Origin of the sequence: Roseateles asaccharophilus (assembly GCF_031458115.1) — a bacterium.
Lineage (GTDB): Bacteria > Pseudomonadota > Gammaproteobacteria > Burkholderiales > Burkholderiaceae_C > Pelomonas > Pelomonas asaccharophilus_A.
The window spans coordinates 14,538-30,553 of the sequence record NZ_JAVDXV010000010.1 but is presented as its reverse complement, the minus strand read 5'-3'; the positions used below and the strand labels follow the sequence as shown (position 1 = coordinate 30,553).

The window sequence follows — 16,016 nt, the reverse complement described above, 5'->3', positions numbered from 1 at the left end:
CGATCAGGACTGTCTCGAGGGCTTGTAACTGAGGCCGACCGATGGGCGGCGCGGGTTTATAGCATGCCCCCTGCGCAGCCTTCTTGCACCATCCAGGCGCGCAAAATGCTGGCATGCCCCGTCCCATCGAAGCCCTCATCCACACCGACGCGCTCGCGCACAACCTGGCCCGCGCCCGCGCGCAGGCGCCCAACGCCCGGGTCTGGGCCGTCGTCAAGGCCAACGCCTACGGCCACGGCATCGAGCGCGCCTTCGAGGGCCTGCGCGCCGCCGACGGCTTCGCGCTGCTGGACCTGGCCGAGGCCGAACGGCTGCGCGCGCTGGACTGGCGCGGCCCCATCCTGCTGCTGGAAGGCGTGTTCGAGCCGCGCGACCTGGAGCTGTGCTCGCGGCTGAAGCTCTGGCATGCCGTCCACTGCGAGGAGCAGATCGACTGGCTGGCCATGCACAAGACGCACGAGCCGCACCGCGTGTTCCTCAAACTGAATTCGGGCATGAACCGGCTGGGCTTCGCGCCCACCGCCTTCCGCGCTGCCTACGCGCGGCTGGACGCACTGCCGCAGGTGGACGAGATCGGCCTGATGACGCACTTCTCCGACGCTGACGCGCTGCGCCAGGGCGTGGACGGCATCGCCCACCAGCTGGCCGCGTTCGAGGCCGCCACGGAGGGCCTGGCCGGCGAGCTGAGCATCGCCAACAGCGCCGCGACGCTGCGCCACGCCAGCCGCACGGCGCTGGACTGGGTGCGCGCCGGCATCATGAGCTACGGCGGCGTGCCCGACTATCCCGAGCACGACGCCGCCCACTGGGACTTGAAGCCGGCGATGACGCTGCGCTCCAAGATCATCGGCGTGCAGCAGATGCAGCCGGGCGACACGGTGGGCTATGGCAGCGCCTACACGGCCGAGCGCGCCACACGCGTGGGCATTGTGGCCTGCGGCTATGCCGACGGCTACCCGCGCCATGCGCCCACCGGCACGCCGGTGCTGGTAGACGGCAAGCGCACCCGCACGCTGGGCCGCGTCAGCATGGACATGCTGGCGGTGGACCTGTCCGAGCTGCCGGCCAGCGGCTTCGGCAGCGAGGTGACGCTGTGGGGCGAAGGCCCGCACGACAGCCGGCTGCCCATCGACGAGGTGGCCCAGTCGGCCGGCACCATCGGCTACGAGCTGATGTGCGCCGTGGCACCGCGAGTGCCCGTTCGCAATGCCTGACCTGAACTGGTCGCCGCGGCCGGACGAGCTCGAGTTCGATGCCATCCGCGCCAGCGGCCCGGGCGGCCAGAACGTCAACAAGGTCAGCAACGCGGTCCACCTGCGCTTCGACATCCGCGCCTCCAGCCTGCCCGAGGCCGTCAAGGCGCGGCTGCTGAACTGGGCCGACCAGCGCATCACGGCGGACGGCGTCGTCGTCATCAAGGCGCAGGACTCGCGCAGCCTGGAGCGCAACCGCGCCGACGCCGTCGCCCGGCTGATCGAGCTGGTGCAGGCCGCGGCCCATGTGCCCAAGGCGCGGCGGGCGACCAAGCCCACCTATGGCTCGCAGCAGCGGCGGCTGGAGGGCAAGGCCAAGCGCAGCAGCGTCAAGGCGGGGCGGGGTCGTGTGCTGGATTGAGGCTCAGCCCAGGCACACGGCCGCCGCGGACGGCAGGCGCAAGCCCGGGCTCTCAAGCGCGTAGTGCAGGCTGAGCAGCTGCCAGCCTTGCGGCCCCAGTTGCCAGTGCATGCTGTTCACGCCGGTGTAGGACGGGCCCGCCTGGGCCGGATCGCGCCGGGTCTGCACGACGCTGTAGACCTGGGCATGGCCGCCGAAGCGCCGCTGCTGACGCTCGACCTCGCACTCGTACAACCCCTTGTCCGACGGCCGGCCCATCTCGGCCAGGAACTGTTCGGCGGACGCCACCCACAGCTGCAGACTGCTGGCCTTGATGGATTGACCGAACACCCGGGCATCGGGATGCAGCAGGCGCCGCAGTGCCTGGACGTCTGACGCCTGACCGGGCGCGTGACCGATGGCGTGCCACAGCGCGCTGACGGCCTGGTCCAGCGCCGCCTGGCTGTGGGCGCTGGCGGCGGCGCCCAGTTGCGCGAGCACCTGCGGCCATGAAACCCGATAGACATGCGACAGCCCCTGCGCGTCGCCACGCGTGGAGGCGAAGTACATCCACTCGCCGTCGGCACTGATGGAAGGCGTGAACTCGAACGCCGGCCCGTTGACCGGCGCCGGCAGTCGCAGCGCCGGGCCATGAGCATCGCCCAACCGCTCGGCGAGATACAGGTCGCCGCCATCGAGGTCTGCGTTGCCGCTCCACCACAACACGTAGCGACCGTCCGGGGTGAGCGTGAAGTCGTTGCTTCGCACGCCTTCGTTGACGGGCAGGCGCGCGGTCCACGCACCGTCCTGCCAGCGCGGATCGCCGGCCGGCAAGTCCTGCGCGGGCTGCCACTGCCCCGCGATGCGGCGCTGCAGCTGGAGGCGGACCTGCTGGAAGTTCGACGCCGAGCGGGCAAACACGCGCAGGTCGCCCTGCTCCTGCAGCTTGTAGACCTGCTCGCCCGGGCCTTCGCCCAGGTCCAGCCGTTCCACCACCAGCCCGGCTGCCCCCACCGGCGCGCCCCAACCGAGCAACGCCGCTCCTAGCAGTGCCATCCAGCGCATGTCCATCCTCCCTGAGGCGGCATGCTAGTCATGCATTCCGGGCGCCGGCGTGGCTCGCGACGGACGCCGGCACCGCGCGACGAAGCCGGCGTCGCGCCGGACGAGTCAGGGCCGCTGGGGCCGCGTCGCGACGAACAGGCTGACCAGGCACAGCGCCATGCCGCCGATCGCCAGCGGCGTCGCCTGCCAGCCCTCCAGCGCGGCCGACACCATCAGCGCGATGACCGGCACCATGACGCCGATCAAGGCGGCCTGCGCCGGTCCCTTGCGTTCGGCCAGCTGGAAGTACAGCGTGAAGGCGATGACCGAGCCGAACGCGGCGAGATAGACGAGGCTGGCGACATAGCTGGGCGTCCAGTCGAAGGGCAGGCCACGCCCGGTCGCCAGCGACAGCAGCAACAGGAACAACGCGCCATAGCCCATGCTCCAGGCCAGCACCGGCACGATGGGCAGGCCGCGACGCTGCAACGCCAGCGTGAAGAAGCCGCCCACGCAGGCCGCCACGACGGCGAAGAAGCTCAAGCCCAGGCCCAGCAGCGCGTCCGGGCGCTCGCCGGTGACGGCCAGCTCGGGCCAGAAGATCAGCGCCACGCCCAGCACGGCGCCGCTGCTGGCGGCCAGGAAGCGCCGGCTGACCGGCTGGCGCCACAACAGCCAGGCCGCCAGCGCGTTCATGAACACCAGCAGGCAGAACAGCACCGCCACCAGGCCGCTGGGCACATAGCGCTCGGCCTCGTAGACGGCCCAGTAGTTGCCGGCGTACTGGATGACACCGGTGGCCAGCATGTAGAGATGGGCATAGCCCGGCAGCCGCAGCGACTGGCCGCGCGCGAGCGCCATGCCGGCCAGCAGCAGCGCCGACAGCAGGAAGCGCCAGCCCACCGACGTCAGCACCGGCACCGTCGATGCCAGCTGGTACAGGATGATGTGCCAGGTGCTGGCCCAGATCAGCACCGGGGCCAGGAACAGCAGCCAGGTGGGGAGGCGGCTGGAGTTGCCGGCTGCCATCAGTTCGTGCGCTTGACGGTCGCGAGCAGAACGCCGGCGGCGACAAACAGCGAGCCGAACACGCGGTTCAGCGCGCGGATGTGGTTCTCGCTCTTCAGCGCCGCCAGCACCTGGGCGGCCAGCGCCGTGTAGCCGGCCATGACCACCAGGTCCGTGAACGCCAGCGTCGCGCCGATGACCAGGTACTGCGGCGCCAGCGGCGCGGAAAGATTCAGGAACTGCGGCACGATGGCCAGCAGGAACACCGTGCCCTTGGGGTTGACCGCGTTGATGCCCCAGCCGCGCAGCACCAGTTGCCGGCGCGTGACCTGCACGGCACCGTCATCGGCGGCCGCCAGCGGCCGGGCCGGCGCGCGCCATTGCTGCACGCCCAGATAGACCAGATAGGCCACACCGGCCCACTTGACGAGGGCAAAGCCCAGCGACGACGCGGCGATCAGCGCCCCCAGGCCGACACTGACAAGGATGACCTGCGTGACGATGCCCAGGATCAGGCCGAAGGTCATGAAATAGCCGCGCTTGAAGCCGTGGCTCAGCCCCGCGCTCATCGCCGCAACGGCGCCCGCGCCCGGCGAGATGCTGATGGCCCAGGACGCCGCGAAGAACGCCAACCACACCGAGAAATCCATGACCGGCTCCATCGCCAACTGCTGGGCACGCAGTGTCCCATGCAGGCCGGTGCGGTGCTGTCGCGGGCTTATTCACGCGGAGGGCGTAGGCACCGACGAGGCAGCGTTGGGGCCGCTGACAATGCCCGCATGGCCACAAGCAAAAGCATCTACACCTGCACCGAATGCGGCGGCACCAGCCCCAAGTGGCTGGGCAAATGCCCGCACTGCAGTGCCTGGAACACGCTGACCGAATCCGCCGCCGAACCGGCCGGCGGCGGCAAGAACCGCTACCAGGCGCTCGCCAAGAGCCAGCCGGTGGCCACGCTGAGCGAGATCGAGGCCAGCGACTACGACCGCACGCCCACGGGCCAGGAGGAACTGGACCGGGTTCTCGGCGGCGGCATCGTGGCCGGCGGCGTCGTGCTGATCGGCGGCGACCCTGGCATCGGCAAGTCCACGCTGCTGCTGCAGGCCGTCGAGTCACTGAGCCAGACCGTCAAGGTGCTGTACGTGACCGGTGAAGAGTCGGGCGCCCAGGTCGCGATGCGTTCGCGCCGGCTGGGTCTGGCGGGCGACAAGGTGCGCGTGCTGGCCGAAATCGGGCTGGAGAAGATCCTCGCGACCATCGAGGCCGAGGAGCCCGACTTCTGCGTCATCGACTCCATCCAGACGCTGTATTCCGAGCAACTGTCGTCGGCACCCGGCTCGGTGGCCCAGGTGCGCGAATGCGCGGCGCAGCTGACCCGCACGGCCAAGGCGCGCGGCTGCGCGATGGTGCTGGTGGGGCACGTGACCAAGGAGGGCGCGCTGGCCGGCCCGCGCGTGCTGGAGCACATCGTCGACACGGTGCTGTACTTCGAGGGCGACACACACAGCAGCTTCCGCCTCGTGCGCGCCATCAAGAACCGCTTCGGCGCCGTCAACGAGATCGGCGTGTTCGCGATGACGGAGAAGGGGCTGAAGGGCGTGGCCAACCCCAGCGCGATCTTCCTGTCCACGCACACGGAACCGGTGCCGGGCAGCTGCGTGCTGGTCACGTTGGAAGGCACGCGGCCGCTGCTCGTCGAGCTGCAGGCGCTGGTGGACAGCGGCGGCGTCAGCCCGCGGCGGCTGTCTGTCGGCCTGGACCGCGACCGGCTCGCCATGCTGCTGGCCGTGCTGCACCGGCATGCGGGCGTCGCCACCGGCGACCAGGACGTGTTCGTCAACGCGGTGGGCGGCGTGCGCATCACGGAGCCAGCGGCCGACCTGGCAGTGCTGCTGGCCATCCAGAGTTCGCTGCGCGGCCGCGCGCTGCCCAAGGGCTTCATCGCCTTCGGCGAGATCGGCCTGGCCGGCGAGGTGCGCCCCGCGCCGCGCGGCCAGGAGCGGCTGAAGGAGGCCGCCAAGCTCGGTTTCAGCGTGGCCGTGGTGCCCAAGGCCAACGCGCCGAAGAAGGCCATCGAGGGATTGACCATCCATGCGGTCGAGCGGGTGGAGCAGGCCATCGAGGTACTGCGGGGTTTGGCCTAGGGTGCCAGCCGACGCAAAGTCTGCTTAGGATGGGGCGTCCAAAGGAGGCGTCCCCATGACCGATCCCGCCGAGCTCAGGCAGTTCCCGCGCACCGACTTTCTCGCCGCCCAGCACGATGCCGATTCGCTGCCGGGCTGGGTGTTCAAGCCGGTGCAGTTCAGCCAGGGGCCGGCCGGCCTGGTGCTGAACCTGAGCGACGGCGGCCTGCAGGTGCTGACCAGCGCGATCGAGCCGCTGACCGACGACAAGTACGAGGTGGTGCTGCTGCTGGGCCGCTCCGACATGGACGCCGGCGACGAGCAGGTGTCGTGGTTCAACGGCGTCGTCGAGCGCAAGTGGTCGCGGCCCGTGCCGCGCATGGGCATCCTGCACGGCCTGTGCTTCACGGCCCGCAACTCGACGGCCGAGCAGTTCCTGAACGGCCATCTGGCGGCGCTGGAAGCCGGCCAGTGGGTGCGCTGCGTGCTGCTGAAGGTGCCCGCCTGACCTCCGGCCGGCGCCGCCGGTCATGGCAGGATGCGGGGCCCGCAAGCCGCCGCCAGCCATGAGCCCCCTGCCTGAACCACCCTACTACGCCGTCATCTTCACCAGCCAGCGCACGCCCGCCGACGAGAGCGGCTACGGCGGCGCGGCGGACCGCATGCTGGAACTGGCGGCCGAGCAGCCGGGTTATCTCGGTGTGGAAGGCGCCCGCGGCGACGACGGCCTCGGCATCACGGTGTCCTACTGGCGCAGCCCCGACGACATCGCCGCCTGGCGCCGCAACGCCGAGCACCGCATCGCCCGCGACCACGGCCGCAGCGACTGGTACAGCCGCTACACGCTGCGCGTGGCCAAGGTCGAGCGGGCCTACGCCTGGCAACGCGACGATGGCCTGAAGGATCCCCAAGCATGAACGCGCTGATCGGCACCGTGCTGGCCGTCGCCGCGCTGCTGGCCGGCGGCGCCTTCTTCGGCTGGAAGGGCATCGTCTTCGCGACGACCGGCATCGTGTTCTGGCTGCTGCTGCAGATGAGCCGGCTGATGCGGCTGATGCAGAAGGCCGGCGCCGCGCCCATGGGCTCGGTAACCAGCGCGGTGATGCTGAACAGCCAACTGCACGAAGGCATGAAGCTGGTGGAGCTGCTCAAGCTGACCGGCAGCCTGGGCCAGAAGCAGACCGCGGACACCTACGTCTGGCGCGACGCGGGCGGCGACGCGGTGGAAGTGGTGCTGAAGAAAGGCAAGCTCGCCGAGTGGCGGCTGCTGCGGGTGACCGCGGACGACGCGACTTCGTAAAATCGCCGTTTTTCTTCCCTGCACCTGGAGTTACCGATGGTTCCCGCCCCCCTGCACGACCGCGACGGCAAGATCTGGATGGACGGCGAACTCGTCGACTGGCGCGACGCCAAGATCCACGTGCTGACCCACACGCTGCACTACGGCTGCGGCGCCTTCGAGGGCGTGCGCGCTTATGACACGGTCAACGGCACGGCCATCTTCCGGCTGCAGGAGCACACGCAGCGCCTGCTCAACAGCGGCAAGATCCTGCGCATGAAAGTGCCGTTCTCGGCCGAGCAGATCAACGACGCGCAGCGCGAAGTCGTCAAGGCCAACGGCCTGAAGAGCGCCTACATCCGCCCGCTGATCTGGATCGGTTCCGAGAAGCTGGGCGTCAGCCCCAAGGGCAACCAGGTGCACCTGATGGTGGCCGCCTGGAGCTGGGGCGCCTACCTGGGCGAGGAGGGCCTGAAGCGCGGCATCCGCGTGAAGACCAGCAGCTACACCCGCCACCACGTCAACATCACGATGACGCAGGCCAAGACGGTGTCCAACTACACCAACTCCATCCTGGCCAACATGGAAGCCACCGACGACGGCTACGACGAGGCGCTGCTGCTGGACGCCTCGGGCTTCGTGTCGGAGGGCGCGGGCGAGAACCTCTTCGTCATCAAGAACGGCGTGGTCTACACGCCCGACCTGTCCGCCGGCGCGCTGAACGGCATCACCCGCAACACCATCTTCGCGATCTGCCAGGACCTGGGCCTGAAGCTGGTCGAGAAGCGCATCACCCGCGACGAGGTCTACATCTGCGACGAGGCCTTCTTCACCGGCACCGCCGCCGAAGTGACGCCCATCCGCGAGCTGGACCGCATCGAGATCGGCAGCGGCTCGCGCGGCCCCATCACCGAAAAGATCCAGTCGGCCTTCTTCGACATCGTCAATGGCCGCAACCCCAAATACGCCGAGTGGCTGACCGCCGTCTGAGAGCACAAAAATGAGCACCACCCAAGCCCCCGCAGCCACCGTCGAAGTGACCGCCAAGGACTGCAACGACAACGGCACCGTCTTCTGCCCCAACCCCAAGATGGCGCTGTGGAGCAACCATCCCAAGGTCTTCATCGACCTGACCCACGGCGGGCAGGGCCAATGTCCCTATTGCGGCACGGCCTACAAGCTGAAGGCCGGCGAGGTCGTCGGCGGTCACCACTGACATGCCGCGTTCGCGCGCCCAGCAGGCGGCGCTGCTCGCGTCGCCCGATGACACCGAGGCCCAGTTCTACGAGGCCTTGCAGCATGCCGACCTCGACCACCTGATGGCCTTGTGGGCCGAGGACGAGGAGATTGCCTGCGTACATCCAGGCGGCCCGCGCATCGTGGGCCTGGCTGCCATACGCGCTGCCTTCGAGGCCGTCTTCCAGCGCGGCACGGTCAACGTGCACCCCGAGCGCGTGCGGCGCCTGCACAGCGGCGACTGCGCCATCCACCACGTGCTGGAGCGCGTGCAACTGCATGCCGAGGCCGGCCAGGCGGCGCCCACGTCCTGGGTCATCGCGACCAACGTCTATCTGAAGACCGCACTGGGCTGGCGCCTGGTGCTGCACCATGCCAGCCCCGGCAGCGCGGGCGACGTGCAGGAGTTGGTGGCCGACGCTGGCACGCTTCACTGAGCCCCGGAGCCATGCAGTACCGCGCCCCCCGGTGGCTCCCCGGCGGCCACGCCCAGACCATCTGGCCCGCCCTCTTCAGCCGCCAGCACGATGGCCCCGCGCCGGCCTGGACCCGTGAGCGCTGGGACACGCCGGACGGCGACTTCATCGACGTCGATTTCCTGGCCGGTGCACCGCCCGGCGCGCCGCTGTTCGTGCTGTTCCACGGCCTGGAAGGCGACCGCACCAGCCACTCCAGCGTCGCCTTCGCCAGCGTGGCTCGCGCCAACGGCTGGGCGATGGCGCTGCCGCACTTCCGTGGCTGCTCGGGCGAGCTGAACCGCGCGCCACGCGCCTACCACTCGGGCGACTACGAAGAGATCGACTGGATCCTGCGCCGGCTGCGCGAGCGGCATGGCCACAAGCTGCTGGTGGCCGGCGTGTCGCTGGGCGGCAATGCGCTGATGCGCTGGGCCGAGGAGGCCGGCACTCAGGCCGCCCACATCGCCCACGCGGTGTGCTCCATCTGCTCGCCCATCGACATGAAGGCGGCGGGCATGGCCATAGACCGCGGCTTCAACAAGCAGGTCTACGCACGCCGCTTCCTGCGCACCATGATCCCCAAAGCGCTGCGCAAGCTGCAGCAGCATCCGGGCCTGTTCGACGGCGAGCGGCTGAGGCGCGCGTCCACGATCTACGAATTCGACGACCTCTTCACCGCGCCGCTGCACGGCTTCAAGAGCGCCGACGACTACTGGGCCCGCGGCTCGTCCAAGCCGCATCTGCATCACATCCGCATCCCGGCGCTGGTGCTGAACGCGCGCAACGATCCGTTCGTGCCGGGCCACAGCCTGCCGAACGCCGCTGAAGTGGGCGCTTATGTGACACTCTGGCAGCCCGGCCACGGCGGCCATGTCGGCTTCCCCGCCGGCCACCTGCCCGGTCATCTGCTGACCATGCCCCAGCAGGTCTGCGACTGGCTGGGGCGGCAACGCTGAAGGACGCGCTCGATGGATGACATCGTTCAGGCCGCGCTGAAGAAGTGGCCCAACGTGCCCCATTGCTACGGCTGGCTGGCGCTGGATGCGCGTGGCGACTGGTACATGCGCGACGAACGCATCCAACGCGCCGGCCCCTTCCCGCGCGTGAAGGGCAGCCGCATCGACCACGACAAGCTGCTGGGCTTCATCGCCCGCAACTACGACGTCGACGAGCGCGGCGCCTGGTTCTTCCAGAACGGCCCGCAGCGGGTCTACGTGGAGCTGGAGCTGACGCCGTGGGTCTGGCGCCTGCAGCCCGGCGGCGGCGTCACCAGCCACACGGGCCGGTCGGTGCAGGTCGAGTCCGCCTGGCTGGACGAGGCCGGTCACCTCTACCTGCTGACCGACCTGGGCTTCGGCCTCGTGCACACGCAGGACATGGCGCTGGCGGCCGAGGCCGTCGAGGCCGGCCGCTGGATGCCGCAGGACTGCATCGCCGCCAAGCTGCCGTCACTGCACGGCTACCAACGCCGCCCCCACCCCTGACCGCGCCGCAGACATGAAAAAGCCCGCTCGAAGCGGGCTTTTACTTGCGGGTGGCTGCGGGTCAGTTCGCTGCGGAGGCGGCCGGGGTCGGCGCCTTGGGCTCGTCGAACTTGGCGCCACCCTGGTTGGCCAGGTAGACCACCGCACGATGGATCTCGTAGTCGCTGAAGTCGCCGCCGCCCTGCGGACCCATGGCGCCCTTGCCCTTCAGGGCCGAGTTCAGCAGCGCCTCGACGCCGCTCTTGATGCGCGGCCCCCAGGCGGCTGCGTCACCCAGCTTGGGTGCACCGGCCGCGCCGGTGGCGTGGCAGGCGGCGCACTGCGCCTGATAGACCTTCTCGCCAGACGCCAGGGCCGCCACGTCGTTGACGTCCTTGACCTCCACCTTGGCTACCGGCGCGATGCGCGCGGCCACCGCCTGGCCTTCCAGCGCGCCGGTGCCGGCCGCAGGCTTGCTCGCCGTGCTGACGTAGTTGGCCAGCATGATGATGACGATCACGGGCACCACGAAGGAGAAGAACACGGCCCAGGCGAGTTGCTTGGGCGTCTTGATCGGGCCGGTGTGGGCGTCGTCGTGGTCGTGGTCGTGGCTGGCGCTCATGGATGGAAATCCTCGTCGGTCTTCTTGGGGCTCTTATCGTCACGTGCACGCCAGTCGACGCGACGCGAAAAACCGTCGAATTATAGGCAGGCGCCACTGAGGTCTCTGGGCGGTAGAACCCCGCTGTTAGAATCTGTGGCTTCGCGCCCGTAGCTCAATGGATAGAGTACTGCCCTCCGAAGGCAGGGGTTGTTGGTTCGATCCCAACCGGGCGCGCCAGACACAGGCCATGCAAGTCACTGACGTGCATGGCATTTTCTATTTGGCAACATACGCGCGGGCAGTGCAACGGATGCGAGGTGGGCCAAAAGTGGGCCAAAGAGGCTTTGCAGGAACCTCCTCAAACAGCCTCTGACATCACCCAGCGGGGCCGCCCCCTGACATTGCTCTCACACATTTGGCCCGCACTGCTGCGCACAGCGGCTGGTTCAACAGGTAGGGACGCCAAGTCACAACAGGCCGTTATGTAGATCTGCTCTTCAGCCAAACCGCGATACCTGGCCTCGTGGCCGTCGATTTGCGGCCACCGAAGCTAAGGCTCAGTACCCACCCCACGGATGCGACTTTCCTGGGTCCGAGACACCGGCAACCTAAACTCGCCGGGCAACATGGGAGAGGCTGGAAAAAGGTGGCTACCGGCGAGGTGCCCAAGACATTCCGCATTCCCGTTGCTGATGGCCGCAGGCGCGAGTTCGGCGCCAACTATTCGCGCCCCGGGAGCACCCTGCCGCCCCGCGATCAGCTGTTCTACCAAGCACTGGCAGACCAGGCTGCGCCGGCTATTGATCGGGCGACTGATCCCAAGCTCTCGTTCATCCACCAACTTGCCGGTGCCAAGTCACCGACGATGTTTCATTCCAGTCGCGCGTGCTGGAACGTACTGCAAGACGCCAACCGCGTGCACGCTCGGCAGCGCGGCATTTAGTACGCGGTGCGCGTCGACATCGCCAACTACTTCGGCTCCCTCAACCAGCACAAGCTCATCAACGCGCTCAGCGACGGCGGATATCAGTACTTCCCCGACGACATCCTCAACGACAACTGGACGGTGGGACGCGTCAAAGATGGCCACGACCACCAATGTCGTGCCCAACAGCTTGAGCGCCGTTCCCACCACGGCGGGCAGCCAGCCCAAGGCCAGCGCCACCACTGGCCAGTAGAAGCCCGGCGCTGAGCTCCAGGACTGTTCACGAAGAGTCTTCGACGATCAAGTTTTGAGGGTTTGCCTGGGTAATGCCGCCAGATGGTTATCAAGCGATCTGAATCACAATTTGTAGAACCAGCCAGGTGGCACACCAAGGTCATCAGCTGAAGTCACGCCAGCATCCGCGACGGATCGTTGGTCCGAATCTGCCTGGGGAGGCATTCATGCACGGATGGGCGGACGCTCGCGTCCAGGTTAAGAGTTTGCTTGTGATTGGCGCTGTACTGGTTGCCCTTCCGGGGCCGGCGACCGCAGGCGTCGAGGTCTCGCAGAGTGGCAACCCGAGCTACAGCTATGACGTAGCCATGCCACCCAGCGCAGCGGCCATGCAGCCCCCGTTGTCTTTACGTTACACCGGTGCACGCCAAGGCATTGCCGGCGTGGGTTGGAGTTTGGGTGGGCTGTCGACCATCGCTCGATGCGCAAGCACAAAGGCTGTTGATGGCTTGAGCAGGCATGTCCTGCACCACAACATCGACAAGCTGTGTCTAGACGGCCAACGGCTGATTCAGACAGACGCCAGCGGTGCGCCATTGCCCTTTCCGCAAACAAACGACGCAGCGGCGGTGGCCGCAAACGGTGTGCGGGAGTATCGGATCGAGGCAGATCACAGCATTCGAATCCGCGCCCATGGCAGCAACTCCACCGGCGGCCCAGCCTACTTCACGGTCAAGACGGCCAATGGCATTGTGCGAGAGTACGGCGCCGCTCCGACCAACCCGCAAACCGGCTTGGTGAATCCTGTCGTCAACAGTGACAACAGCGCTGCGGGTATGGGCTTCAGCATCGCTTGGCCGTTGGTCCGGGTCACCGACGCCGCAGGCAACTACATGCAGTACACCTACTCGGTGAACCAAGTGCCTGCAGTGACCTACACGGACTCGAATGGCTCCGTGGCTCCCGGGATGGGCTGGCCTACAGGCAGCGAATGGGTGCTGAGCCGAATCGACTACTCCGGGAACCAAGCGTCCACCGGTCCGACGAACAGCGTCGTGCTGACCTATAGCGATCGCACGCTATTCAATGGCGCGAGATCACTTTCTTTCGAGGCAGGCCATGTGCAGCTGTCGACGAAGCTGCTGAGCAAGGTCGAGACCTTCGCAGGAGGTACGGGTGGTGCCGCGCTCACGCGACGCGTCAAGCTGCAGTATGGCGCAGGCCCCTCGACGGGACGGGACATCCTGCAAGGAATCGCCGAGTGCATCGTCAACTCGTCAGCGACCGAGGTCTGTACACCTGCGACTTCTTTCGCCTATAGCCCAGGCGGCAGCGCCATGGACATTGACAACAGCCCGCTTGTGGATGCGTCGGGCAATCCAAACGGACTTGACACGATCGTCCTTGACGACAACCCGTGGACGCAGACGTACTCATCCGGCTGCAATTGTTCGTTCGCCGCCATCAGTCGCGGCACGATCATGGGGGACTTCAACAGCGATGGCCGAACCGATCTTCTGCGCTGGTCAAGCACGGCCTCTGACAACCGTCTGTTCCTGAGCGAGGGTGTCAAGAACTACAAGGCTGTTCCGATCGGCACTGGCGCTGGCCAGTTTAATTTGACGAGCGCCCGCCTTAAAGGCGTGTACGACCCGCTTCTCCGTGGGCCACAGACCCCTGACTCCTGCGTTCTGACCTCGGTGCTCGATCTCAACCGAGATGCGCGAGACGACCTGTTGGTGGTGCCGACTGCAAATGGCCCAGACGCTTATGGCAAATCGTTCTGCCCGGCAGCGAGTGCTGCCTACATGTATTTGTCCAACGGGGACGGATCGTTCAATCGCCAACTGATCCGTGACGCAGCCACCCAGCAAGCCATCCCTTTGAATCGCACGCCGGGGGTAGATCCGGTCGGCAATGGGCAATACATCAGTGACTACGCCAACTACATCGTTGGCGATTTTGATGACGATGGATTGCCTGACATCCTCGCGCTGACTGCCCAGTACGCGGCGCTGGTGACCGATTCGCCGTATCCAGGGTTGTGGTGCCTGACCAGTTACACCAATTGTTCCACCACGCTTTGGCTGGGCAATGGGGATGGGAGCTTCCGCAAGACACCGACGCCAGGGTTCGGTCCCATCGCGTCGATGGCCGACCATACGTTGAACGGCAACTGGGTGCCTTACATCGTTCCGAGCCTGAACAACAGCGCCACAGATTTCAGGGGCAACGGTATTCAGGGATTGGTTCTGCCAGCTTTCGTCGGCTGGCCTCGCGCGACAGCCCCGAGTACGCTGGCCTATGTCGGGGAAACGCGGCTGAATGGTCCCATCACCGGGGCCATCTTCACCTTGAACGGCGGCCAACCAGACCCCTGCAACGTCATCTGGGGATATTTCAGGGGTGACGTCGTGAATGATGGCATTTGTCGCGAAGACGGCACGCTGCTCATGCGAAAGGCTGTTGACGCCAATGGCTACGTCACGTGGGGCTACCGCCAAACCTACACGCCTGGGGCATCGCAGTTCTTTTCCCCTTCCACGACCGCCCAGTTTTTTACGGCGGACATTGACGGCGACGGGCGCACGGACCTGCTGATCAACGGCATCTATTTCCGTTCGCTTGGAAATGGTGGTTTCTCTCATTCGGCCGCGCCGTTCAGCGGACAGATGGGCAACAACTTCGGCAACTACTTCAAGAATTTCCTTGGGACCGGCGGCGCCGAGTACTTGGCGACGTACTGGTCACAGATGCAATGGGGCATCGTCACAGCCGGCCGCAACACCTTCTACAGCAAGGTAGATCCGCTGCCCCCAGACCAGTTGTTGTCGGTCACGACGCCCACGGGCATCAAGACCACGCTCACCTATACCAACCTGAGCAACCCGGCGGTGTATGCCAGCGACATGGGTACGGTCAACGCAGGCGCCTATCCAAGCTTTGACGTCACGCCGAGCATCAATGTCGTCACGAAGGTGAGCACGGACACGGGAGTGGGCACAGCCAAGGCGGCGTCGGAGTTCGGCTACGCGGGATTCAAGGTGGAGCCGCAGGGCCGGGGCTTCCTGGGATTCCGAGAGATCCGCCAGCAGGTGGACGCCCCGGATGGGGTGAGCAAGCTCACGAGCGTGAAGCAACTGGTTCAGAAGCACCCGCACATCGGTTCGGTGGCGGTGTCGGAGACTTACCTGGGTGCGCTGAGCGCGATGAACGCGCCGCAGACGGGCACGCGGGTGAGCCGGGTGGAGAACATCTACTGCGACACGTACGCGGCGGCCGGTGCGGAGAACAGCGCCACCGTCACAGCGCCGTGCCCGGTGAGCGGCAAGCTCAGCCGGCCGTACCTGTTCAAGAGCGTGCAAAGCGGCGTGGACCTGGCCGGTTATGCCACGCCCACCACCACCACGACCCAGCGCTACAGCGGGGGCTACCTCTCCAGCGTGGTGGTGCAGACGCAAGGCAGCGGGCCGGCGGGGACGGAGAGCTTCAGCAAGCAAACCGACTACCAGTACTTCCCCGACGACATCCTCAACGACAACTGGAAGGTGGGACGCGTCAAGAGGGCCACGACCAACAGCACCGTGCCCAACAGCCTCAGCGCCATTCCGACCACGCCGGGCAGCCAGCCCAAGGCGGGCGCCACCACGGGACAGTGAGCAGGTTTTGAACAGGGGGCCGGGCACAGAGCAGCGTCAGTTTGATCGACAAGTTCTTGCCCCGTGTGACGTTGGATGCCGGATTCGTTGGTGCGATCCCGATGGTTCGCCGTGTCAGCGTGCCGCACAATTTGCAATACGGGCGCGCGATGCGTGCCATGCCGAAGTAGAGCCAAATGCCATGGCGGGTGTTTGAGCCAGTTTGCCTAGGGAGGCATTCATGATTGAATGGGGGAGCGCATGTGCGCTGGGTAAGCGCTTGCGCGCAAATTTGCTGAGCTGCGCGAAGGGGGCATCCCACCGGGCCCCTCCCGCAATTGCAGCTGCAGGCGCAGCAGTGCTGATGGCCTCGGGTGCCGCATGGGCGCAAGTTGAGGTGTCTCAAGGCGG

At 67.0% G+C, this 16,016-nt stretch carries 18 protein-coding genes and 1 tRNA gene; 15 read left to right on the top strand and 4 right to left on the bottom strand.

All coding sequences use genetic code 11. From position 1 onward, the window contains the following. Nucleotides 1-113: 113 nt before the first annotated feature. Nucleotides 114-1,214 carry an alanine racemase gene (alr, locus tag J2X21_RS22855; RefSeq protein ID WP_310332430.1) on the top strand — a complete coding sequence of 367 codons (1,101 nt, stop codon included), beginning with the start codon at nucleotides 114-116 and terminating at the stop codon, nucleotides 1,212-1,214. Beyond that, the gene (gene arfB / locus J2X21_RS22850) at nucleotides 1,207-1,614 is read left to right on the top strand and encodes an alternative ribosome rescue aminoacyl-tRNA hydrolase ArfB (RefSeq protein WP_310332429.1); all 408 of its coding nucleotides are present in this window, start codon (nucleotides 1,207-1,209) and stop codon (nucleotides 1,612-1,614) included. Before alr ends, arfB begins: the two co-directional genes overlap by 8 nt. A gap of 3 nt (nucleotides 1,615-1,617) precedes the next feature. On the opposite strand, the gene J2X21_RS22845 is transcribed toward arfB, so the two are convergent. From J2X21_RS22845 to J2X21_RS22835, 3 genes are all read right to left on the bottom strand, one after another. Continuing rightward, nucleotides 1,618-2,658, bottom strand: coding sequence for a hypothetical protein (locus tag J2X21_RS22845; protein WP_310332428.1), 1,041 nt, complete (start codon nucleotides 2,656-2,658; stop codon nucleotides 1,618-1,620). 105 nt (nucleotides 2,659-2,763) lie between these two features. Continuing rightward, a complete protein-coding gene (locus J2X21_RS22840; RefSeq protein ID WP_310332427.1) occupies nucleotides 2,764-3,666 on the bottom strand; it encodes a DMT family transporter in 903 nt (300 codons plus the stop codon). Then, nucleotides 3,666-4,295 (bottom strand): LysE family transporter, encoded by a 630-nt coding sequence (locus tag J2X21_RS22835; protein ID WP_310332426.1) that lies wholly within the window; start codon nucleotides 4,293-4,295, stop codon nucleotides 3,666-3,668. Before J2X21_RS22835 ends, J2X21_RS22840 begins: the two co-directional genes overlap by 1 nt. Nucleotides 4,296-4,424: 129 nt before the next feature. On the opposite strand from J2X21_RS22835, the gene radA reads away from it, so the two are divergent. The 9 genes from radA to J2X21_RS22790 are packed head-to-tail and all read left to right on the top strand — an operon-like array spanning nucleotide 4,425 to nucleotide 10,225. Beyond that, a complete protein-coding gene (gene radA, locus J2X21_RS22830) occupies nucleotides 4,425-5,789 on the top strand; it encodes a DNA repair protein RadA (RefSeq protein WP_310332425.1) in 1,365 nt (454 codons plus the stop codon). Nucleotides 5,790-5,844: 55 nt separating this feature from the next. Beyond that, nucleotides 5,845-6,276: a hypothetical protein gene (locus J2X21_RS22825; protein ID WP_310332424.1), complete on the top strand. Its 432-nt coding sequence runs from the start codon at nucleotides 5,845-5,847 to the stop codon at nucleotides 6,274-6,276. 58 nt (nucleotides 6,277-6,334) lie between these two features. After that, nucleotides 6,335-6,685: an antibiotic biosynthesis monooxygenase family protein gene (locus tag J2X21_RS22820; RefSeq protein ID WP_310332423.1), complete on the top strand. Its 351-nt coding sequence runs from the start codon at nucleotides 6,335-6,337 to the stop codon at nucleotides 6,683-6,685. Beyond that, nucleotides 6,682-7,068: a hypothetical protein gene (locus tag J2X21_RS22815; RefSeq protein WP_310332422.1), complete on the top strand. Its 387-nt coding sequence runs from the start codon at nucleotides 6,682-6,684 to the stop codon at nucleotides 7,066-7,068. The genes J2X21_RS22820 and J2X21_RS22815 overlap by 4 nt, the downstream gene beginning before the upstream one ends. Nucleotides 7,069-7,104: 36 nt before the next feature. Beyond that, entirely contained in the window at nucleotides 7,105-8,037 is a 933-nt protein-coding gene (locus tag J2X21_RS22810; protein ID WP_310332421.1) for a branched-chain amino acid transaminase, read from the top strand. Nucleotides 8,038-8,047: 10 nt separating this feature from the next. Continuing rightward, nucleotides 8,048-8,263 carry a zinc-finger domain-containing protein gene (locus tag J2X21_RS22805; protein WP_310332420.1) on the top strand — a complete coding sequence of 72 codons (216 nt, stop codon included), beginning with the start codon at nucleotides 8,048-8,050 and terminating at the stop codon, nucleotides 8,261-8,263. A gap of 1 nt (nucleotide 8,264) precedes the next feature. After that, nucleotides 8,265-8,720 (top strand): YybH family protein, encoded by a 456-nt coding sequence (locus J2X21_RS22800; protein WP_310332419.1) that lies wholly within the window; start codon nucleotides 8,265-8,267, stop codon nucleotides 8,718-8,720. A gap of 11 nt (nucleotides 8,721-8,731) precedes the next feature. Continuing rightward, nucleotides 8,732-9,697, top strand: a complete 966-nt coding sequence (locus J2X21_RS22795; protein WP_310332418.1) for a YheT family hydrolase — start codon at nucleotides 8,732-8,734, stop codon at nucleotides 9,695-9,697. A 12-nt stretch (nucleotides 9,698-9,709) separates the two neighbouring features. Further along, nucleotides 9,710-10,225 carry a DUF2946 family protein gene (locus J2X21_RS22790; RefSeq protein ID WP_310332417.1) on the top strand — a complete coding sequence of 172 codons (516 nt, stop codon included), beginning with the start codon at nucleotides 9,710-9,712 and terminating at the stop codon, nucleotides 10,223-10,225. Nucleotides 10,226-10,286: 61 nt separating this feature from the next. Here J2X21_RS22790 and J2X21_RS22785 read toward each other — a convergent pair whose 3' ends face one another. Beyond that, a complete protein-coding gene (locus tag J2X21_RS22785; protein ID WP_310332416.1) occupies nucleotides 10,287-10,826 on the bottom strand; it encodes a c-type cytochrome in 540 nt (179 codons plus the stop codon). A gap of 143 nt (nucleotides 10,827-10,969) precedes the next feature. Between J2X21_RS22785 and J2X21_RS22780 the strand changes: the two genes are divergently transcribed. From J2X21_RS22780 to J2X21_RS22765, 4 genes are all read left to right on the top strand, one after another. Beyond that, a tRNA-Arg gene (locus J2X21_RS22780) sits at nucleotides 10,970-11,045 on the top strand. 409 nt (nucleotides 11,046-11,454) lie between these two features. Continuing rightward, nucleotides 11,455-11,751, top strand: a complete 297-nt coding sequence (locus J2X21_RS22775; protein ID WP_310332415.1) for a hypothetical protein — start codon at nucleotides 11,455-11,457, stop codon at nucleotides 11,749-11,751. Between the two features lie 6 nt (nucleotides 11,752-11,757). Then, on the top strand, nucleotides 11,758-12,000 hold the full coding sequence (locus J2X21_RS22770; RefSeq protein WP_310332414.1) for a hypothetical protein: 243 nt from the start codon (nucleotides 11,758-11,760) through the stop codon (nucleotides 11,998-12,000). A gap of 194 nt (nucleotides 12,001-12,194) precedes the next feature. Next, entirely contained in the window at nucleotides 12,195-15,626 is a 3,432-nt protein-coding gene (locus J2X21_RS22765; protein WP_310332413.1) for a SpvB/TcaC N-terminal domain-containing protein, read from the top strand. Nucleotides 15,627-16,016 lie beyond the last annotated feature (390 nt).